At 47.4% G+C, this 21,310-nt stretch carries 18 protein-coding genes; 7 read left to right on the top strand and 11 right to left on the bottom strand.

The genetic code is table 11. The features are described from left to right. Positions 1 to 96: 96 nt before the first annotated feature. Positions 97 to 1,878, bottom strand: coding sequence for a translation elongation factor 4 (gene lepA, locus H9626_RS07235; RefSeq protein WP_191710063.1), 1,782 nt, complete (start codon positions 1,876 to 1,878; stop codon positions 97 to 99). A 109-nt stretch (positions 1,879 to 1,987) separates the two neighbouring features. On the opposite strand from lepA, the gene H9626_RS07230 reads away from it, so the two are divergent. Together H9626_RS07230 and H9626_RS07225 are read left to right on the top strand one after the other, a co-directional pair. Continuing rightward, on the top strand, positions 1,988 to 2,569 hold the full coding sequence (locus H9626_RS07230) for a LemA family protein (protein WP_178256704.1): 582 nt from the start codon (positions 1,988 to 1,990) through the stop codon (positions 2,567 to 2,569). A 5-nt stretch (positions 2,570 to 2,574) separates the two neighbouring features. Continuing rightward, positions 2,575 to 3,489, top strand: coding sequence for a TPM domain-containing protein (locus H9626_RS07225; RefSeq protein WP_191710062.1), 915 nt, complete (start codon positions 2,575 to 2,577; stop codon positions 3,487 to 3,489). Positions 3,490 to 3,535: 46 nt separating this feature from the next. Here H9626_RS07225 and H9626_RS07220 read toward each other — a convergent pair whose 3' ends face one another. Beyond that, positions 3,536 to 4,363 (bottom strand): metallophosphoesterase, encoded by an 828-nt coding sequence (locus H9626_RS07220; RefSeq protein WP_191710061.1) that lies wholly within the window; start codon positions 4,361 to 4,363, stop codon positions 3,536 to 3,538. Between the two features lie 9 nt (positions 4,364 to 4,372). Next, on the bottom strand, positions 4,373 to 6,478 hold the full coding sequence (locus H9626_RS07215; RefSeq protein ID WP_225230916.1) for a TlpA family protein disulfide reductase: 2,106 nt from the start codon (positions 6,476 to 6,478) through the stop codon (positions 4,373 to 4,375). Between the two features lie 109 nt (positions 6,479 to 6,587). Between H9626_RS07215 and H9626_RS07210 the strand changes: the two genes are divergently transcribed. Next, entirely contained in the window at positions 6,588 to 7,478 is an 891-nt protein-coding gene (locus tag H9626_RS07210) for a 1,4-dihydroxy-2-naphthoate polyprenyltransferase (RefSeq protein WP_191710060.1), read from the top strand. 121 nt (positions 7,479 to 7,599) lie between these two features. On the opposite strand, the gene recG is transcribed toward H9626_RS07210, so the two are convergent. Genes recG through H9626_RS07175 form a run of 7 tightly spaced genes read right to left on the bottom strand, consistent with a single transcriptional unit; the run spans position 7,600 to position 13,647 of the window. Then, positions 7,600 to 9,699, bottom strand: a complete 2,100-nt coding sequence (gene recG / locus H9626_RS07205; RefSeq protein ID WP_191710059.1) for an ATP-dependent DNA helicase RecG — start codon at positions 9,697 to 9,699, stop codon at positions 7,600 to 7,602. Positions 9,700 to 9,732: 33 nt separating this feature from the next. Next, positions 9,733 to 10,404, bottom strand: a complete 672-nt coding sequence (locus H9626_RS07200; protein ID WP_191710058.1) for a 2-C-methyl-D-erythritol 4-phosphate cytidylyltransferase — start codon at positions 10,402 to 10,404, stop codon at positions 9,733 to 9,735. Continuing rightward, positions 10,404 to 10,952: a DJ-1 family glyoxalase III gene (locus tag H9626_RS07195; RefSeq protein WP_178256709.1), complete on the bottom strand. Its 549-nt coding sequence runs from the start codon at positions 10,950 to 10,952 to the stop codon at positions 10,404 to 10,406. The genes H9626_RS07200 and H9626_RS07195 overlap by 1 nt, the downstream gene beginning before the upstream one ends. Before the next feature lie 9 nt (positions 10,953 to 10,961). Next, the gene (locus H9626_RS07190; protein WP_191710057.1) at positions 10,962 to 11,774 is read right to left on the bottom strand and encodes a TonB family protein; all 813 of its coding nucleotides are present in this window, start codon (positions 11,772 to 11,774) and stop codon (positions 10,962 to 10,964) included. An 11-nt stretch (positions 11,775 to 11,785) separates the two neighbouring features. Beyond that, positions 11,786 to 12,205 carry an ExbD/TolR family protein gene (locus tag H9626_RS07185; RefSeq protein WP_178256711.1) on the bottom strand — a complete coding sequence of 140 codons (420 nt, stop codon included), beginning with the start codon at positions 12,203 to 12,205 and terminating at the stop codon, positions 11,786 to 11,788. A gap of 6 nt (positions 12,206 to 12,211) precedes the next feature. After that, on the bottom strand, positions 12,212 to 12,931 hold the full coding sequence (locus H9626_RS07180; RefSeq protein WP_178256712.1) for a MotA/TolQ/ExbB proton channel family protein: 720 nt from the start codon (positions 12,929 to 12,931) through the stop codon (positions 12,212 to 12,214). A gap of 2 nt (positions 12,932 to 12,933) precedes the next feature. Then, complete coding sequence (locus H9626_RS07175; RefSeq protein ID WP_178256713.1) at positions 12,934 to 13,647, bottom strand: pyridoxine 5'-phosphate synthase; 714 nt, start codon at positions 13,645 to 13,647, stop codon at positions 12,934 to 12,936. 114 nt (positions 13,648 to 13,761) lie between these two features. On the opposite strand from H9626_RS07175, the gene H9626_RS07170 reads away from it, so the two are divergent. Then, on the top strand, positions 13,762 to 14,646 hold the full coding sequence (locus H9626_RS07170) for an NAD kinase (protein ID WP_178256714.1): 885 nt from the start codon (positions 13,762 to 13,764) through the stop codon (positions 14,644 to 14,646). 29 nt (positions 14,647 to 14,675) lie between these two features. On the opposite strand, the gene H9626_RS07165 is transcribed toward H9626_RS07170, so the two are convergent. After that, positions 14,676 to 16,178, bottom strand: coding sequence for an arylsulfatase (locus tag H9626_RS07165; protein ID WP_191710056.1), 1,503 nt, complete (start codon positions 16,176 to 16,178; stop codon positions 14,676 to 14,678). A 406-nt stretch (positions 16,179 to 16,584) separates the two neighbouring features. Here H9626_RS07165 and rimP point away from each other — a divergent pair, with 406 nt between their 5' ends. The 3 genes from rimP to infB all read left to right on the top strand — a co-directional run bounded on the left by rimP (position 16,585) and on the right by infB (position 21,293). Continuing rightward, positions 16,585 to 17,052, top strand: a complete 468-nt coding sequence (gene rimP / locus H9626_RS07160; protein WP_178256716.1) for a ribosome assembly cofactor RimP — start codon at positions 16,585 to 16,587, stop codon at positions 17,050 to 17,052. A 2-nt stretch (positions 17,053 to 17,054) separates the two neighbouring features. Beyond that, the gene (gene nusA, locus H9626_RS07155; protein ID WP_178256717.1) at positions 17,055 to 18,311 is read left to right on the top strand and encodes a transcription termination factor NusA; all 1,257 of its coding nucleotides are present in this window, start codon (positions 17,055 to 17,057) and stop codon (positions 18,309 to 18,311) included. A 63-nt stretch (positions 18,312 to 18,374) separates the two neighbouring features. Then, the gene (gene infB / locus H9626_RS07150) at positions 18,375 to 21,293 is read left to right on the top strand and encodes a translation initiation factor IF-2 (RefSeq protein ID WP_178256718.1); all 2,919 of its coding nucleotides are present in this window, start codon (positions 18,375 to 18,377) and stop codon (positions 21,291 to 21,293) included. Positions 21,294 to 21,310: the final 17 nt, after the last annotated feature.

Here is a 21,310-nt window from a genome sequence, read left to right as displayed (position 1 = left end):
TCATGCCGATAAACAAGGCAACATATACGGTAGAATCCATGAACATAAGCGGTAGAATTAAATCACTGATTATAAGACTATTTTCAGGACAAAGATTTAGTCTAACTTCAGTACGGCAAGGAAAGCCTTTTGAGGAACTTCCACCGTTCCGATTTGTTTCATACGCTTCTTTCCTTTCTTCTGTTTTTCAAGCAACTTACGCTTACGGCTCACGTCACCTCCGTAACATTTTGCTGTTACGTCTTTACGCACGGCCTTAATTGTTTCGCGGGCTATAATTTTCGCACCGATAGCTGCTTGGATGGCAATCTCAAACTGCTGACGCGGGATGAGTTCTTTCAACTTTTCACACATGCGCCGCCCTAAATCGTAAGCATTGTCGAAGTGTGTCAATGTAGAAAGTGCGTCAACCGACTCTCCGTTAAGCAGAATGTCGAGCTTTACCAGCTTCGACGGACGGAAGCCTGATTGGTGATAGTCGAACGAAGCATATCCTTTCGATATACTTTTCAACTTATCGTAAAAGTCGATAACGATTTCGCCGAGCGGCATCTTGTAATGCAGTTCCACACGATTGCCCGAAATATAATCCTGCCGAATCAGTTCGCCCCGCTTGCCCAAACAAAGAGTCATGATGGGTCCGATGTAATCGGTAGCCGTAATAATAGAAGCGTCGATATAGGGTTCCTCGATGTGGTCGATAAGCGTCGGGTCGGGCATTCCGCCGGGGTTATGCACCTCTTGTACGCCGCCCTGCTTGTCGTACACCATATACGATACGTTGGGCACGGTGGTAATCACGCTCATGTCAAACTCACGGTCGAGGCGTTCTTGGATTATCTCCATGTGGAGCAAGCCCAAGAATCCGCAGCGGAAACCGAAGCCCAATGCAAGCGATGACTCAGGCTGGAAGGTCAGTGAAGCATCGTTCAACTGCAACTTCTCCAACGACGCACGCAGGTTTTCGTAATCTTCCGCCTCGATGGGGTAAACTCCGGCAAAGACCATCGGTTTGACTTCTTCAAATCCTTCGATAGCCTTGTCGCACGGACGGGCTATGTGGGTAATCGTATCCCCTACTTTTACCTCACGCGACGTTTTGATACCCGAAATGATATAGCCTACGTCTCCCGTACGCAACTCTTTGCGCGGCACCATGTCCATCTTCAAAACTCCCACTTCATCGGCATCGTATTCTTTTCCGGTATTAAAGAATTTCACCTTGTCGCCCGTGCGAATCACCCCGTTTACCACTTTGAAGTAAGCGATAATACCACGGAAGGAGTTGAATACCGAGTCGAAAATCAACGCCTGAAGCGGAGCGTTTTCGTCGCCTACCGGAGCAGGGATGCGTTCTACCACAGCCTGAAGAATGTTTTCCACGCCCATTCCGGTCTTTCCCGAAGCACGGATAATGTCTTCACGCTTACAGCCGATAAGGTCTATGATTTCGTCTTCCACCTCTTCGGGCATAGCGCTCGCCATGTCACATTTATTCATCACCGGAATAATCTCCAAATCATGTTCCAGCGCCATATAGAGGTTTGAGATGGTTTGCGCCTGCACACCCTGCGAAGCGTCTACCACCAGCAATGCTCCCTCGCACGCTGCTATCGAACGAGAAACTTCGTATGAAAAGTCCACGTGTCCCGGAGTGTCAATCAGGTTCAACACGTATTTCTCTCCTTTATACATGTATTCCATCTGTATGGCATGGCTCTTAATCGTAATGCCTCGTTCTCGCTCCAAATCCATATCGTCCAGCATCTGCCCTTCGGTTACTTTTATGGTGTTTGTGTACTCCAGCAGGCGGTCTGCCAACGTTGATTTGCCGTGGTCAATGTGGGCTATAATACAAAAATTCCGTATATTCTTCATAAACTATATGTCATCAAAAAAAATTGTGGGGCAAAGATACGCAAAAAACTCAGATTTTTCCGTATGTTTGTCGGCGAAACTATTTACAAATCAATCAAACACATCTGTTATGAAAAAAACTTGGATCATTGTAGTTGCCATACTCGCCCTTGTGGTGATATTCTGTGTAACCTCTTATAACTCGCTTGTTTCAAAAGAAGAAGCAGTTGAAACGGCTTGGAGTAACGTAGAAAACCAGTATCAGCGACGCGCCGACCTGATTCCTAATCTGGTTAATACGGTAAAAGGATATGCCGACCATGAAAAAGAAACACTCGATGCGGTGGTATCGGCACGTGCCAAAGCTACGCAGACATCGGTAAGTCTTGACGAACTGACCCCGGAACGGATGGCGGCTTTCCAAAAAGCGCAGGGAGAACTGAGCAGCGCACTGAGCCGACTGTTGGTAACCGTAGAGCGTTATCCCGACTTAAAGGCTAACCAGAATTTCCAGACACTGCAAGCCCAGCTTGAAGGAACAGAAAACCGCATCAGCGTAGAGCGCCGTAAATTCAACGACGAAGCGCGCCAGTATAATACAAGCATCCGCCGCTTTCCGGCTAACATCATTGCTTCGATGTTCGGATTCGAGAAACATCCGTACTTTGAAGCAGAAGAGGGTTCGGAGAAAGCTCCCGAAGTTAAATTCTAAGCGGTATGAAGCGCAAGCTGCTCCTGTTGCTGTTCATCTCTGCCTGTATCTCGCTGGTAGCGCGAGAATATACGGTGGAAAACCTGCCCATGCCCCGCTCGCAGGGTAATGTTTATGTCACCAATCCCGACGGTATTCTCTCATCGGCGGCTGTATCGGTGATGGATACCACACTCTATGCGCTGGAGAAACAGACAGGCATACAGGTGCTTGTGGCAGCTGTGGAACAGATAGAGGGAGGCGACTGTTTTGATTTCGCTTACCGACTGGGCAGACACGCCGGTGTAGGTGAAAAGGAACGCGACAACGGGTTGGTCATCTTGCTCGTTACTTCGGAGCGGTGTATCCAGTTTGTTACCGGATACGGGCTGGAAGGTGATTTGCCCGACGCACTCTGCAAACAAATTCAACAGCGTTACATGAATCCGGAGCTGGCTGAGGGAAACTGGGATGCGGGGATGGTTGCCGGCGTACAGGCGGTACGGGGCATACTTGATGGCAGCATGGAGCGCCAGCCATCGGCAGGCAATGAAGAAGACGACATGCTGATTTTGATGATATTTATATCTTGCTTCGTACTCGCTCCTGCAGCTTTATGGTACAGCGTCCGCCAGCGTAACCGTTGCCCACAGTGTCATAAGCACACACTACGCCAACTTTCTGTGCGTACAGTATCGCGAGAAAACGGAATCCGTACCGAAGAAGTGGTTTACCGCTGTACGAATTGCGGACATATCAAGCGGCAGCAACGCAAATCAAGAGACAATGATAACCACCATCATCCGGGTGGATGGGGAGGTCCGTTTATGGGCGGTCCGTTCTTCGGAGGTGGAGGAGGTCACGGCGGAGGCGGTGGTTTCAGCGGAGGCAGCTTCGGAGGTGGAGACTTCGGAGGCGGAGGAGCCGGAAGCCGTTTCTGATGACCTGTTTATTCTGTCTTTTTATCAAAGCACTCATATCGGGATATTATTTCTTATGAAGTACGATTAAAACGACTTCGCTTGGCGTGAACAGCCGGATGTCTCGCCGGGAAGTTCCTAATCCGTTGGTAATGATAACGGGAATCCCCCGACTGTTGTGCCGCAGTCCGGTAAGAAAGCGATTCCCGTACTTCGAAAAATGAGCGGGAGTCCATTTTTTAAAAAGGCTTACCTGACCGCCGTGTGTATGTCCCGCCAACGCAAGGTCGGTATTCGATACGTCCACATCTTCCACATAGTCGGGCGTATGAGTCAGCATCAGAACAAAATCTTCGGGGTGTAGCTTCAGCGTGGGCGAAACCCCGTTTGTTTTTAAGTCGAAGGGGTTACGGATTCCGCACAACAGGATGTACGCATCTCCTTTCCGAAGCGTATCGACTCGGTGTTCAAGCAAATGCACACCCGTGTACTGCATTGCTTCACGCACCATCCGGTCTGCTTCGCCGCGCTCGTGGTTTCCCATCACGGCGTATGTTCCGTAAGGGGTGCGGACTTGCTCCAGTGCGCGGAAAAGTTCGTCGACATCCCCGCCGTTCCGTCCCCGATAATCCCCTCCGAGCAACAAGACATCGGCATCGAGCGACTGCAAGGCGCGGATAGCTCCGGGCAGGCGTTTGGATGTAAAGCGGCTTTCATAATGGAAATCGGAGGCAAAGGCTACGCGAAAACCGTCGAACGAATCGGGTAACTGTTCGCTGTAAAAGTCGTACTGCTTGATGCGCCCTACTCCTTTGTAGTGCGAAAAAGAGGCGGTGGCACAAGAAGATAACAGTGCCATCGCCGCCATTAAAACGATAAGGTAAGATTTATACATCCCAATCTTTTACTTACATAACTCCAAAAGCCGGTTCTTCATGGTGTCTACGCCGGGGAAGCCTGTGTATTTCTGTGCTATCGCTCCCTCCTTATCCAACAGAATGTAAGTGGGCACGCCCTCGATGGCAAACTTTTGGCTCAAGAAGTTCCATTGTTCGTCTGTTACGCGGTAATGCTCGCCGTGAATGTCCGGTATCATATTTTCCCACGTTTGTTTCGGAGAGTTTTCGCCTGCTATGAACAAATAAATAATGTCTTTATCTTTCAACTGTTCTTTCATGGGGAGCATCTGCTTCATTGCCATGCGACAAGGACCGCACCACGTTGCCCAGAAGTCGACTAACACCACCTTACCTTTAAACTTCGATACCATTGAGTAGAACAAATCTTCGTTGCTTACTTCTCCTACTTCGTTCACCGTGTAACCGCTTTTCTTCTTGTTTTCTTCTATCGTTACCAACAGCTGGTTGTTCATCTCCTCCAACTTGTTTACGAAGTATGGAATCCGGATGTTACGGACAGCCTCTTTGTCGCTCTCCGTAAAAGGCATGAAATCTTGCAGCTTACCTGCATACGTCATTACATCAAGCAAATCGAAATAGTAGCCTTTCCCCTCACTCAAGTTCGGCTTAATGATGTTATCAAGAATGAAACTGCGGTCTGCATTACTTATTTCCTGAAGCACCTCCATGTACTTCTGAGCCAAGTTTCTTGCTGCTTCCTCATCCAGTTTCTGGTTTTCTTTCTGCATAGCATCGTATTTCTCCAGTACCGGAACGTCTGCCGCCTCAACTTTTCCGCTCTCCAGCAAACGGCGGAACATTGTTTTTCCTTCCGAAGGGTCAATGGGCAGATACCGACTGTATAATACATTTTGAGGATAACTTAACGAAAATATAGCTTGCGGGTCATTCAGTACAGGCAAAGTTTTCAAGTAATCAAAATAAGATACATCCGGAAGATTGGTTCTGACCTTTGCATAAGCGTCTTCCCACGAGATTTTATCGCGCGTTATCAATGCCTCTGCTAACATAGGCTGAAGCATGTTCAACATGTCTATACAATTCAGACGGATATTGTTCAAATACAGTGTGCGGCAGGCTTCGCTGAGTGTTGCGTCCGACTGCACGGCTTCTTCGATAGCACGTTCTTTCTCCAAGCAATATGCTTTATATTGGTTGGGAGACATTCCGGCTATATCCAGCATGAACTCCTGACCTTCGGGCATTTTGGGAAGCGTGGGAAAACGGGTGGTCATCTCGTTGTTGATTGCCGCCATTTTTCCACGGAAGTAACAAAGTTGACCTAAAGTAGGCGCATCTTTGCGCAAATGGCTGTTCCGGCGGGTAAGTTCAGGCAGATTGACAGCCGCATACAGCGTATCACCGGGGCAGACAAACAGATTCATGGTCATGCGGTTCATCGTACCGATTACCAACGCAACCTGCGTGGCTGAAGCGACTTCAAACGTAGCAGTGAACGAACCGTCTTCATTAACCGTTACCGGATGCTCGGCAAAGCTCCCCCGCCATAATTCCGGGATTCGGAACATGGGCTTTAAGTCATAGAACGGTTGGTATTCCAACAGCTTTCCGACTACGGTTACGTTTCCGCCTTCAATGCGCGGCTCAGGCAAGGCTTCCGGTTTACCGGTTTCTGCCGAACGGTAATCTTCAGGCACGGAAACAGGGGTGTCTCCTTGCAGCGAAACGCCATAAATCTTGAAACAATCCTCACAATCGCTTTCTATAAAATCAAACGACTTTACGCTCTTGGGCAACGCCGGAAAATGGAGTTTGAACGAAGCCGTACCGCTGTCCGGCATCCAGAACTCGGTATCCAGCTTGATGCCCGAACCGAAACGCACCGGATATTTCTTTCCGTCGTCTCCGCGCAGGTACGTATCCTTGCTGATGCGAATCCAGTAATGGGGACGATACCACGCTCCCATGTCGAGCACGGTAGCCGTATCGGACAACTCTATTTGTTTGATTTCCACTGAAGCCGTGTTTGTAGCAACCACACGAGGCAGCTTGACAACTTTGTTTTCCGCCTGCAAGGAAAGCGCAGCGAAAAAGAGGGCGATAAGCCCCGCACATACATGTTTTATCATAAAATTTCGATTTTAGTTGAGCGAAAGATAAGAAATAGTAACAAATAATCCGCGTAACATTAGCCTAATTTAACTAACTTTGCCCGTCTGATTAATAAAACCGAAAGACATGAATGCCGTTAAAACAAATTCGATAAATGCATGGTTGCTGGCAAGCCGCCCCAAGACGCTGACCGCCGCAGCCATCCCCGTAATGCTGGGATGTGCCACCGCATACATCTACGGGCAATTCCAATGGACACCTGCCGTGCTGTGTTTCCTTTTTGCATTTCTGATGCAAATCAACGCCAACTTTATCAATGATTTATACGATTTCTTGAAGGGAAGCGACCGCGAAGACCGTTTGGGGCCTGAACGTGCTTGCGCTCAGGGCTGGATTACTCCACGCGCCATGAAAGCGGGCATCGGCGTGATGACGGTGGCATCGGGGATAGACGGACTCTGCCTGCTGTATTACGGGGGGTGGGAAATGATTCCCGTGGGACTGCTGTGCATCGTTTTCGCTTTCCTCTATACCACAGGACCTTACCCGCTGGCTTATCACGGGTGGGGAGATGTGCTGGTACTTATCTTCTTCGGATTCATCCCCGTGGGCTGCACATACTATGTCATGGCGCACGGGTGGAACAGTTCGGTTACGTTTGTATCGCTTGCCTGCGGACTGGTTATCGACACGCTGCTGATGGTCAACAACTTCCGCGACCGCGAACAAGACGCCATAAGCGGAAAGAAAACGTTAGTGGTACGCTTCGGAGCACGCACAGGACTGATACTCTACTTCTTGTTGGGGATGGCTGCGTGCTGGTGTTGCTTCTACTTTCTTTTCATCGGAAAGGTTTATGCCACACTCCTGCCGCAAATCTATCTGATACCCCATATTCTGACTACTCAAAAGATGGCAAAGATTCACCGGGGGAAAGAGTTGAACCGCATCTTGGGGGAAACATCGCGTAACATGCTCATATTCGGCATATTGCTTACCATTGGATTGGTTTTATAAACACCCCCAAAACGCAAGCGGTAGCGTAAGGCAGTCTTAGCGGTAGAAACAACCGACGCAAGCGGTAGCGTTCATCAACGCTACGGGTAGAATTTTATGCCCTGTTCAGGAGGCTGTTGAGTTAAGAAATTACAGCCCAATTCACATTCTTTTTACGCAATTCTTTTAGCTGTTGCCAGATAACGGCATTTTCGGGACGGACACAGTTGGGGTCTTCGTCGAGCAAACGCTCGGCTATATCGCGCACATACTGCAAGAGCTGACCATCGCGGGCTATATCGGCTATCTTCAAATCGAACGCCACACCGCTTTGCTGCGTTCCTTCCAAGTCGCCCGGTCCGCGCAACTTCAAGTCGGCTTCGGCAATCTCGAACCCGTCGTTCGTCTGCACCATGATTTCGATGCGCTTGCGTGTCTCTTCCGTCAGCTTATAACCGGTCACGAGAATGCAATACGACTGGTCGGCACCGCGTCCCACTCGTCCGCGCAACTGATGCAACTGCGACAACCCAAAGCGTTCGGCATTTTCGATGACCATTACCGAAGCGTTCGGCACATTAACTCCCACCTCAATAACCGTAGTGGCCACCATAATCTGTGTTTCGTTGCGTAAGAAGCGTTGCATCTCCTCTTCCTTTTCGGCAGGCTTCATCTTGCCATGCACTTTGCTTACCTTATATTCAGGAAACTCCTCGCAGATGTGCAGGTATCCGTCCTCCAGATTTTTGATATCCATTTTCTCGCTCTCTTGTATCAGCGGATAAACGATATAAACCTGTCTGCCCTCCTGTATCTGTTTTCTGATAAACGCATACATTGACGGGCGGCGATTATCAAACTGATGAACAGTCTGGATGGGTTTACGCCCCGGCGGAAGCTCGTCGATAACCGACACGTCGAGGTCGCCATACAGCGTCATCGCCAGCGTACGGGGAATGGGGGTAGCCGTCATTACCAACACGTGAGGCGGAGATACGTTTTTCGCCCATAACTTGGCACGCTGTGCCACCCCGAACCGGTGTTGCTCATCGATAACCACCAAGCCAAGCGAAGAAAAATTAACCGTATCTTCGATTACGGCGTGCGTACCTATCAGGATATGCACGTCGCCCGTCAGCAAATCGCGGAGGATTGTTTCTCGCTTCTTTCCCTTTACCGCCCCCGTAAGCAGTTCCACACGGACTTCCATACCTTGCAGGAATCGCGAAATGGTTTCGTAATGCTGCGTGGCAAGAATTTCGGTAGGCGCCATCATACATGCCTGATAACCATTGTCTAAAGCGATAAGCATGGTCATGAGCGCCACCAAAGTTTTCCCGCTTCCTACGTCGCCCTGCAAGAGGCGATTCATCTGCCTGCCGCTCTTCATGTCGCGCCGCATCTCCTTTATAACCCGTTTCTGCGCACCGGTAAGCTCGAACGGCAGATTCTGTGAATAAAAAGTATTGAAAATCTCTCCCACCCGCCCGAACACCAGTCCGCGGAATTTATTGCGACGTTCCTTCGTATAACGGAGAATATTCAGTTGGACGTAGAAAAGTTCCTCGAACTTCAAGCGATATTGTGCGCGGCGAAGCAGTTCGGGATTCTGAGGGAAATGGATATTATAAAGTGCCTCGGTAAGCGGCATCAGATGGTGAGACTCTATCAGCGAAACGCTCAACGTTTCGTCGATAACCTCGCGCTGTAAAGCATTGAAGAGGTTCTTCATCAATTTTTCAATGGCGTGCGAATTAAGGTTGCTCCGCTTCATCTTCTCCGTAGTGTTATAATACGGTTGAAGCCCCATTGAAGAAAGTGTCAATTCCTCGGCAGGGTCGATATCGGGGTGAGGGATGTTGATGCGCCCGTTAAAGACAGTAGGTTTACCGAACACAATATACTCTTCGTTCGCCTTATACCGCCCCATGACGTATTTAAGTCCTTGAAACCAAATCAGGTCTACTACGCCCGTTCCATCGGAGAAGTGCCCCACCAGCCTGCGCTGGCGTCCTTCACCGAAAGTTTCAAAACTTAATATTTTTCCTCGCAACTGAATATAAGGCATGTTGCCGTCTATCTCATGAATGTAATAAAGGCGACTGCGGTCAACATACTTATAAGGGAAATAATACAGCAAATCCCGGAACGAACAAACATTCAATTCTTTATTCAGAATAGCCGCCCGCTGAGGACCTACTCCCTGCAAATACTTTATATCACGCGAAGATAAATCGAGCACTTTGAAAATAATAAATGAGAGATTAAACACACGCTACTCGGCATCAGCCAAGACTTCGGCTACCCTTAAATCGAAAGGAGTGGTAAGTTTGATGTTTTCACGATTCCCCTTAACCAAATAAACCGGATGTCCCAACGCCTCCACCACCGAAGCATCGTCAGTAAACCGGGGAACATACACCTGCCTGTAAGCCTGTTTCAGCAGACCGACGGTAAAAACTTGGGGAGTCTGCACCAGTTTATAACAGTCACGCGGAACAGTTTCACTCTGTCCGTCCGGCTCCACACGACGTATGGTCTCTACCACATCCGTAACCGGAACCACAGCTTCCTGCTCTGCCGCCGCATCGTAACAGGCCGCTATCACCTCACGTGATACAAACGGACGAACCCCGTCATGCACACCAACCAGTCCGTCTTCCTTCACTTGCGCCAATCCGTTCCGCACCGAATGAAAACGGGTCTCTCCGCCATCGGCTACGGTGTGCGGAAGCGTAAAACCGTAATCTGCACAAAGGCGCTTCCAGTAGGCTTGCTGCTCTACCGGAAGTACCACTATCAGTTCTATCTTATCGTCGTAAGCATGAAAAGCCTCCAGCGTGCGCATCAATACCGGTTTGCCTTTTATCGGAATGAATTGCTTGGGAATATCGCCTCCCATCCGCAAGCCCTTTCCGCCTGCAACGACTATGACATATTTTTTCATCAGGCAAATAACATGCCGTTTTTTACCTCTTGCGCTTTCGCTGCGCCAGCAAGTTTCTCAAGAAGGGCAAAGCCGAACATCGCAGCAGCAGCCGGACCTTTTCCCAATACGAAATTATCCACTACTTCCACCATGTTACCTGTATATTCCGCTCCGTCCAGATACTTATCGAATCCCGGATAGCAGGTTGCCTTCTTACCCTTCAACAATCCACGCTTTCCATACACCATCGGAGCAGCACAAATAGCAGCCAACGGTTTACCGGCAGCAGCGAAATTCATAATCAGTTTATCCAAACCTGCGTGTGCGTCCAAATTGGTTGCTCCCGGAAGTCCACCCGGCAGAACTATCATTTCAACATCTTCCTCTTTCAGCTCTTCAAACAATATATCAGCAACAACAGGTACTTGATGCGCTCCCATTACCACTTTATTTCCTGTCACAGATACGGTTTTTACTTCCAATCCACCCCGGCGCATGATGTCTAACGGAGTCAGTGCTTCTGTTTCTTCAAAACCTTCTGCTAAAAAAATACAAATCGTTTTCATAAGCATAAATCATTTTAGTTTAAAATAATATGTTATCGTTCCGCTTTGGTTATTTACTCCTTCCACCATATTAAAGCGTGCTTTTCTTGCAGCTTCTTCGGCAGCACGGCGTAAAGCGGGATTAACCGTATTGGTACGTTTATTAATACTTGTACTAATAACTTCTCCGGCAGGATTAACAACGATGGTTACTACCACACGCCCTTCATCCTGTACATTATAGACAGGAACCGGCAGACCGCCTTTCCCCAACGAACGCCCGTTTAAGTCGAATGTTCCATATCCACCAACCCCATCGGTTTTCCCCGTATCGGAATTTCCGGACGGACTTCCTTGCAAGCCCGTCCCCGATGCAGCCGTTCCTTTGCTCCCCATTTTAGAACCTTTACCGAACGCACCGGCTATTTTGCTGGCAGCAGCTTCTGCCGCAGCACGCTCAGCCTCGGCGCGTTTTTCAGCTTCGGTTTTCTCTTTTGGCTTAACTGCAACTTCCTTTTGAGGCTTGGTTTCTTCTTTCTTGGGCTTTTCCTTTTTAACTTGAATGGGTGATTCTTCTGCTTGGGTTATCATCGGTTGTTCAACTTCCGGCTCAGGTATTGAAGGCTCCGGCTGAACCGCTTCCTGCTGAGGCATAACATCAACTTCCGTAAGCGTATAAGGATCGGCATCCCCTGTCGCTTCTTCAGCCTCTCCCAGCATAACCGGCACACCACCTTCTTCCTGCGGCTCGGGTTTTACCAGCGTCAGGACAAAAAGCAGAACCAGTATCAACACGTGAAGCACGGTTGTACCTATTATTCCTGTTACCTTACTTTTCCTCATAGACTCAACAGTTATTGTTTTTTATCCGGACGGCGAGTGGCAAGCACCATTTTAAAATGATTCTCGTTGGCGATGTTCAATACACGAACCACCTCTCGGTAAGGAATTGATTCATCAGCATACAGAGCCACATACATTTCGGGTTCTTTCTGCGCACATTCTTGCAAAAAAGCCGGCACTTCATCAATACTAAGCGGCATTTCGTCTTCTTTTCCGAACGCGCCGTAATAATTCAAGTTCTTATCTATAATTACCCGTGCCATAGGCTTCGCTGAGGTTTGTTCGGAGCCTTGCGGCAATAAAACTTTAATGGCGTTCGGCGACACCATTGTTGAGGTTATCATAAAAAATATCAGCAACAAGAATATAAGGTCTGTCATTGACGACATACTGAAGCTGGGCGATATTTTTTGTCTTCGTTTAAGTGGCATAAGCAATTATTTTTCGGTCGGTTCATTCAGCAAATCCATAAAAGCAATCGTACGTGCTTCCATTTGGCTGACTACCTTATCTACCCGATAAACCAAATGATTATAAGCAAACATGGCAGCAATACCTACAACCAATCCTCCTACGGTGGTAATCATAGCCTCGTAAATACCACTTGACAGCAACGTGATGTCAATGTTGTTTCCGGCGTTTGCCATGTTCCAGAACGCCTTGACCATACCTGTTACCGTACCCAGAAATCCCAGCATCGGCGCACCGCTGGAAACCGTTGCGATAATAGACAGTCCGTTCTCCAGCTTAGCTACCTCAATGTTTCCGGTATTCTCAATGGCTGCCTGTACGTCTGCGGTAGGGCGATTCATACGCATAATTCCTTTCTCTATCATACGTGCCGATGGCGTATTAGCCATTCTGCAATAGTTGATTGCCGATTTGATTTCGCCCGATTTTACATAGTCGCGGATGCGTTCCATAAACAACGGATCTTCTTTACCCGCCTTACGGATTACCACAGCCCGCTCGAAAAATATGTAAAAGGCTATAACCGACATTACAGCCAGAACAATCATAATCCATCCTCCCTTACAAGCCATATCCCAAAGATTCATCTGGGGTTCGCCCGAAGCAAGAGGAGTCAATACCGGATTTTCACCGGTTACAGTTTCGGCCACCGTCTGTGCAGCAGCCAGCAAAGTCAATGTTACCATAATTAATGAAGGCATTTTTTATATTCTTCAATCGTTTTCTTTAATCCTAAATACAGTGCGTCGCATATCAGTGCATGACCGATTGACACTTCGTCTACCCACGGGATATTGTCGTGGAAATACTTCAAATTCGCCAAACTCAAGTCGTGTCCGGCGTTCAGCCCCATCCCCAACTTGCGAACCACTTTGGCAGCTTCTACAAACGGAGCCACTGCTGCTTCGGGGTTCTTCGGATAAAGCGAAGCATAAGGTTCTGTGTACAGCTCTACCCGGTCGGCTCCGGCTTTGGCGGCATATTCTATCATCGGGATATCCGTTCCTACAAAAATAGAAGTACGGATACCTGCCTCATCAAACACATCCATCAGTTCTGTAAGGAAGGCGAGATTCGTCTTGGTATCCCAACCTGCGTTTGATGTGATTTGGTCGGGAGCATCGGGTACCAGCGTAACCTGATGTGGCTTTACTTTCAAGACCAAATCAACAAACTCTTTCGAAGGATAGCCCTCGATGTTGAACTCTGTTTTCACCAGCGGGCGAAGCGTATATACATCGGCATAGCGAATGTGTCGCTCGTCGGGACGCGGATGAACCGTAATTCCCTCGGCACCATAAGCCTCGCAATCAACCGCTACCTGTGCCACGTTGGGATTATTTCCGCCACGCGCGTTGCGCAGGGTAGCCACCTTGTTTATATTAACACTTAATTTAGTCATATCGTTTATTTGTTTTTTCGTATATTTGCATCAACAACGTGCAAAGTTAGCAGGATTTACGAGAAATTTGTAACAATAATCCTGAAAAAGATTGATAAAAAAGCTATAAAGTCTATGCAACAGAGAATGAAATTTGCCCTTTTCGGAAATACTTACCAAGCACACAAGTCGGCGCATGTGGCTCACTTATTGGATATTTTACGAAAAAAAGAAGCACAAATCTGCATCAGTAGCGAGTTTTACGATTTCTTACACCACCATACGAATACCAACTTAACGGGACTTGAAGTATTTGAAGGGAATAACTTTACAGCCGACATGGCGCTGAGCATAGGAGGCGACGGCACTTTTCTGAAAGCTGCCAGCCGGGTAGGAGATAAAGAAATTCCGATATTGGGCATCAATACAGGCAGGCTGGGGTTTCTTGCCGACATATCGCCCGACCAAATGGAGGAGACTTTCGAAGAAATCCACCGTGGAATGTATCTTGCCGAACCCCGCCGCGTGTTGAAACTCACCTCTCACGGACAAGTTCTGAAAGGATATCCTTACGGACTGAACGAAATAGCCATTCTGAAGCGAGACAGTTCTTCGATGATAACCATCGAAGTATTGGTTAACGGCGAACCGCTGAACACTTACCGGGCAGACGGACTGATTATCGCCACACCTACCGGCTCTACGGGATATTCGCTCAGTGTGGGCGGCCCCATCTTGGTCCCTCAAAGCGGAACCATCAGCCTGACAGCCGTTGCTGCCCACAGCCTCAACATACGCCCGATAGTAATCCGCGACGATTGGGAAATCACACTTAACGTAGAAAGCCGCAGCCATAATTTCCTCGTGGCAGTAGACGGACGCAGCGAAAGTTGTCGCGAAGGTACGCAACTAACCATCCGCCGCGCCGATTATCATGTACGCATCGTGAAACGTTGCCACCATTCGTTCTTCAACACCCTGCGCGAAAAGATGATGTGGGGAATGGATAACCGCATCTGATTCCCCACTGTTTCTGTTTCCCCGAAGGGTCAGAAGGCAGGCAAAGTAACTTTAAACAGCTCGCTGGGGCGGTGTTCGGTCCGGATTACTTGGAGCATACGGCGAACCACCGACGGATGTTGTGCAGCCACATCATGGTCTTCGTGAATGTCTTCTTTCAAATTATACAACAAAGGAGTGCCTTTCTTCACCAACAACTTCCAATCGCCCATGCGCACCGCTATCTGGTCGGTTTCATGAAACTCCCAATACAGATACTCATGCTTTTTCTGCTTATCGTCGTTTCCTAACAAGGTCGGAGCAAAAGAAATACCATCAAAACCTCCTTTGTATGCTGCGGGAAAACCTTCGTCGCCTATCAGCTCGCAAAACGTAGGCATTACATCATAAAAAGCCAACTGCAAATCGTTCGTGCTTCCACGCTTCACATGTCCCGGCCAGCGCACGATAAACGGAACACGGATACCGCCTTCGGTACATTGGCGTTTCAGTCCTCTCAACTTCCCGTCGCGTCCGAAAAATGCCGGGTCTGCGCCTCCTTCTTCATGCGGACCGTTATCGCTGCTGAAAAATACAATCGTATTCTCATCCAGCCCTTTTTCTTTCAGCTTATCAAGGATTTCTCCCACGTAAGCATCCAAGCGGGTAATCATGGCAGCAAACTGAGCGTGGGTATACGTTACGGGATTATAGCGCGAGCCTTCCGAACCTCCCCATGTTTTGTCTTCGAAAAAGCGTTTCTTGTAACCATTCAGAATCGAATCATTCGGCTGAGCCAGTTCGGCGTGAGGAAGCGTATAGGTAAAAATGCCGCAAAACGGTTGCTCGTCCGTCTGGGCGTCCAGCCATTTCAAAGCCTCTTGGTGAATCAGGTCTGCCGAATACTGGGGACGCTTGAAATAATCATCGCCATACATCGGATACTTGATATTTTCTTCCAACACCACGCGCTTAACCTCTTTATCGCCTTTCGAACGGCTATACCGGTTCAGGAAATTCGGATAATACAAGTGGGCTTGAAACTGACAGATATATCCGTAATATTCATCCACTCCCCGCTTGTCAGGAGTAGACCACGAGCCTTCGTAACCTCCCGCCCATTTACCAAACATACCGGTCGTATACCCGTTACGCTTCATCACTTCGGGCAATATCACGTGGGCCGAATCGTAAGGTTCTTGTCCCACCACTGCAAAATCCGGATTCTCGCCATACATCACTTTATCCGCCTGCGTCCAATATTCCTTATTTCCGCGGACATGAGTATGCCCGCTGTGCTGCCCCGTCATCAGCGTAGCACGCGAAGGAGCACTCACCGGACTGCCGGCGTATGCCTGCGTAAAGCGCATCCCTTCTGACGCCATGCGGTCGATATTCGGAGTCTCGATCAGCCGCTGGCCGTAACAGCCCAAATCGCCATACCCCATGTCGTCACACAATATAAATATAATATTAGGAGTCTGCCGTTGTTGTGAGAAAACTCCCGTAGCAGTAGCCATAAATGCAGATAAAATCAATGCTTCTTTTTTCATAGTAACTCATGTAAATTAAAGTAAGGCTCAAAGATAACGAAAATCAAGAAATAAACACCCTCTCACGAAAGAGATTTTTACAACTGCAAACCGTCAAAAAATTCATCCCGACAAACCAAGTAACGCAAGCCGATAAGTTATCCGGTCTTTCGGGATGAGTTGATGAACACATGCGGAAGCGTTTTACCCTGCCATAAAAACGAATCTTTACGGGTAACAATTATTTCCGAACCCATAGAACGCATCACACAACACATTATTTCTCAAGCGCTGCAGAGCGCTGTGTTTCAAAAAATATTTATCCCATTATTTTGCAATACATTATATTATTTATATCTTTGCGTCCGAAATGGATGAAAGGTGGAGGGGCGGTCAAGCTCCTTTTTTTATTCTTAATAGTTTATACATGATAGATAAAAACATTGTAACCCGGATAGTAGAAGAATGGCTGGAAGATAAAGATTATTTTCTGGTAGACGTAACCGTTAATCCGGATGACAAAATCGTAGTGGAAATCGACCATGCCGAAGGAGTATGGATTGACGATTGTGTGGAACTGAGCCGTTACATCGAATCGAAACTGAACCGCGAAGAAGAGGATTACGAGCTGGAAGTAGGCTCGGCAGGTATCGGACAACCGTTTAAGGTTTTGAAGCAGTACCAGATTCACATCGGAAAAGACGTGGAAGTATTGGCTAAAGACGGTAAAAAGTATACCGGCGTACTGGCGGATGCCAACGAGGAAAACTTTACGATAACCATCGAGGTTAAAGTGAAACCGGAGGGAGCGAAACGCCCGAAATTGGTAGAACAGAACCTGACATTTACTTACGAGGAAATAAAATATACCAAATACTTAATTAGCTTTAAATAATCATGGCGAAGAAAGAAGAAACAGTCAGCTTGATTGACACATTCTCGGAATTTAAAGAACTAAAGAATATCGACCGCACCACAATGGTGAGCGTGTTGGAAGAATCGTTCCGTAGCGTTATTGCAAAAATGTTTGGTACGGACGAGAATTACGACGTTATCGTAAACCCCGACAAAGGAGACTTCGAAATATGGCGTAACCGCGAGGTGGTGGCAGACGATGAGCTGACCAATCCCAACATGCAGATTTCGCTGACGGAAGCCCGCAAAATAGACACATCGTACGAAATCGGCGAAGAGGTTACCGACGAGGTTATCTTTGAAAAGTTCGGACGCCGTGCCATCCTGAACCTGCGCCAGACGTTGGCTTCGAAAATACTGGAACTGGAAAAAGACAGTTTATATAATAAATATATAGATAAGGTGGGAACAATCATCAGCGCCGAAGTATACCAGACGTGGAAAAAAGAAATCCTTTTGCTGGACGACGAAGGCAATGAGTTGCTGCTGCCCAAAACGGAACAGATTCCGAGCGACTTTTACCGCAAGGGAGAAACGGTGCGCGCTGTCGTAGCACGTGTTGACAACAAAAATAACAACCCGAAGATTATTTTGAGCCGCACCTCGCCCGTGTTCTTGCAGCGTCTGTTCGAACAGGAAGTACCGGAAATCAACGACGGACTGATTACTATCAAACGCATCGCCCGTATCCCCGGCGAACGCGCAAAGATTGCCGTCGAATCATACGACGAACGTATCGACCCAGTAGGTGCATGTGTGGGTGTAAAAGGCTCGCGTATTCACGGAATCGTACGCGAACTTCGTAACGAAAATATTGATGTAATCAACTACACGTCAAACATCCAACTGTTTATCCAGCGTGCCTTGAGTCCTGCTAAGATTTCTTCTATCGTAATGCACGAAGAAGACAGAAAAGCAGAAGTCTACCTGAAACCCGAAGAGGTTTCGCTGGCTATCGGTAAAGGCGGGTTGAACATCAAACTGGCAAGTATGCTTACCGAATATACCATCGATGTATATCGTGAACTGAACGAAGATGCAACCGACGAAGATATCTATTTGGACGAATTTAAAGACGAAATCGACGAATGGGTTATCAACGCCATCAAGAGTATCGGCATTGATACTGCCAAAGGCGTACTGAACGCTCCGCGTGAAATGTTGGTTGAAAAAGCAGACTTGGAAGAAAATACGGTAGACGACGTATTGAGAATTTTGAAAGCCGAATTCGAAGAATAATCTGTTTGTTCTTCTCCGACTTTTAAAATTTTCATTTTTCAATTTTTCAATTTAACAAAGCGTATGACGATTAGATTAAATAAAGTAACAAGAGACTTAAATGTAGGGATTACTACGGTAGTAGATTTTTTGCAGAAAAAAGGCTACACCATTGAGGCGAATCCCAATACCAAGATTACAGACGAACAGTATGCTGCGCTCGTAAAAGAGTTCAGCAAAGACAAGGATTTGAAAATAAAGTCGGAGAAGATTTTTCAAGAACGGCAAAACAAAGACCGCAATAAAGCCTCCGTGTCTATCGAAGATTTACATCCGGAAATGAAAAAGCCGGAGGTAATAGAAACCGTCGTGCCCGAAGAGGTGCGTCCTAAATTCAAACAGGTAGGCAAGATAGACTTGGATAATCTTAACAAAAAGAACAAAGCGGAAACTACCGAACCGAAAGATACTGAAATTGCGGCCGAACCTCAAAAAGAAGAAACTGCGCCCACACCGGCAGCAGTGGAAGAAGTACCCGCAGCACAACCGGAAAACAATAACACTGAAGAACAGATACCGACGAAAACAGAAACGGAAGAATTGAAATCAAAGCCGATGGAAGAAGAAAAGAAAGAAACACCTCAACAAGAAGCCCAACCGACTTCTGAGAAACAGGAAGAAGAGATTTTTAAAATCCGACCGACTGAGTTTAAATCTAAAATCAATGTAGTAGGGCAAATTGACCTTGCAGCATTGAACCAGTCTACCCGTCCGAAGAAAAAATCAAAAGAAGAAAAGCGGAAAGAACGCGAAGAGAAAGACAAATTGCGCCAAGAACAGCGCAAGCAAATGAAAGATGCCATCATCAAGGAAATACGTAAAACGGACGAAAAAGCCGACAAGGCAAATGCTGACGATGCAACTAACAAAAAGAAAAAACGTAACCGCATTAACAAAGAACGGATTGATATAAACAATCCGGTTAATGCTTCGGGAAACGGTGCTTCGTCACGCTCAGAAAAATCGAACAAAGGCTCGCAGCAACAAGGAGGCGGAAAACATGGCAAAGACCGTTTCAAGAAGCCGATTATCAAACAGGAAGTGAGCGATGAAGACGTTGCCAAGCAGGTAAAAGAGACATTGGCCCGCCTGACAAACAAAGGAAAGAACAAAGCTGCCAAATACCGTAAAGAAAAACGTGAAAATATCCAGAACCGCCAAATGGAACAGGAGGAACTGGAACAGGAAGAAAGCAAGGTATTGAAACTTACCGAGTTTGTAACGGCAAACGAACTGGCAAGCATGATGAATATTCCTGTTACGCAAGTTATCTCTACGTGTATGAGCGTGGGTATCATGGTGTCTATCAACCAGCGTTTGGATGCAGAAGCTATTAACTTGGTTGCGGAAGAATTTGGTTACAAAACAGAATATGTAAGTGCCGAAGTGGCTCAGGCAATAGAGGAAGAAGAAGATGCCGAGGAAGATTTGCAACCTCGCGCTCCGATTGTTACCGTAATGGGTCACGTTGACCACGGTAAGACGTCTTTGCTTGATTATATCCGCAAGGCAAATGTAATCGCCGGTGAAGCCGGTGGTATCACACAGCACATCGGAGCTTATAACGTCAAGCTGGAAGACGGACGCCGCATCACATTCCTCGATACACCGGGACACGAAGCGTTTACAGCCATGCGTGCGCGTGGTGCAAAGGTTACCGATGTGGTTATTATCATTGTGGCAGCCGACGATAATGTCATGCCGCAAACCAAAGAAGCTATCAACCATGCAATGGCAGCCGGAGTACCTATCGTATTTGCCATCAATAAAATAGATAAACCGAATGCCAACCCGGACAAGATAAAAGAAGAATTGGCTTCGATGAACTTCCTCGTAGAAGAATGGGGAGGTAAATATCAGTCGCAAGATATTTCGGCTAAAAAAGGTATCGGTGTACAGGAGTTGTTGGAAAAAGTATTGCTTGAAGCTGAAATGCTTGACTTGAAAGCCAATCCGAACCGCAAAGCAACCGGATCTATCATCGAATCGTCACTGGATAAGGGACGTGGTTATGTGGCTACGGTATTGATTTCGAACGGTACGTTACACGTGGGCGACATCGTGCTTGCAGGTACTTCGTACGGAAAGGTGAAGGCGATGTTCAACGAGCGTAATCAGCGGTTGAAAGAAGCCGGTCCGTCAGAACCGGTATTAATCCTCGGATTGAACGGTGCTCCGGCAGCAGGCGACACATTCCATGTATTCGACACTGACCAAGAAGCCCGCGAAATAGCCAACAAGCGCGAACAGTTACAGCGCGAACAAGGACTGCGTACCCAGAAGATGCTTACGCTGGATGAAGTGGGTCGCCGCTTGGCATTGGGAGATTTCCACGAACTGAACGTCATTGTAAAAGGCGACGTAGACGGCTCGGTAGAAGCATTGAGCGACTCGCTGATTAAACTTTCTACCGAACAAATTCAGGTAAACGTTATCCACAAAGGCGTAGGTCAAATCTCCGAATCGGATGTGTCTTTGGCAGCCGCTTCAGATGCTATCATCGTAGGTTTCCAAGTCCGTCCGTCAAACAATGCTGCCAAACTGGCTGAGCAAGAAGGTGTGGATATCCGTAAGTATTCTATTATTTACGATGCCATCGAAGAAGTAAAATCGGCAATGGAAGGTATGTTGGCTCCTACGCTGAAAGAGCAAGTTACAGCTACACTTGAAGTGCGCGAAGTGTTCAACATCAGCAAAGTGGGTATGGTTGCCGGTGCAATGGTGAAAACAGGTAAGGTAAAACGCAGCGACAAGGCTCGTCTTATCCGCGACGGTATCGTAGTATTTACCGGAAATATCAATGCACTGAAACGCTTCAAAGACGATGTAAAAGAGGTTGGAGCGAACTTCGAATGCGGTATCAGTTTAACGGCTTGCAATGACTTGAAGGTAGGCGATGTTATTGAAACTTACGAAGAAATAGAAGTAAAACAAAGTTTATAATATAGTTGGAAGTTGGG

This window comes from Phocaeicola faecium (assembly GCF_014837055.1).
GTDB lineage: Bacteria > Bacteroidota > Bacteroidia > Bacteroidales > Bacteroidaceae > Phocaeicola > Phocaeicola gallinarum.
This window is presented reverse-complemented; position numbering and strand designations above follow the sequence as displayed.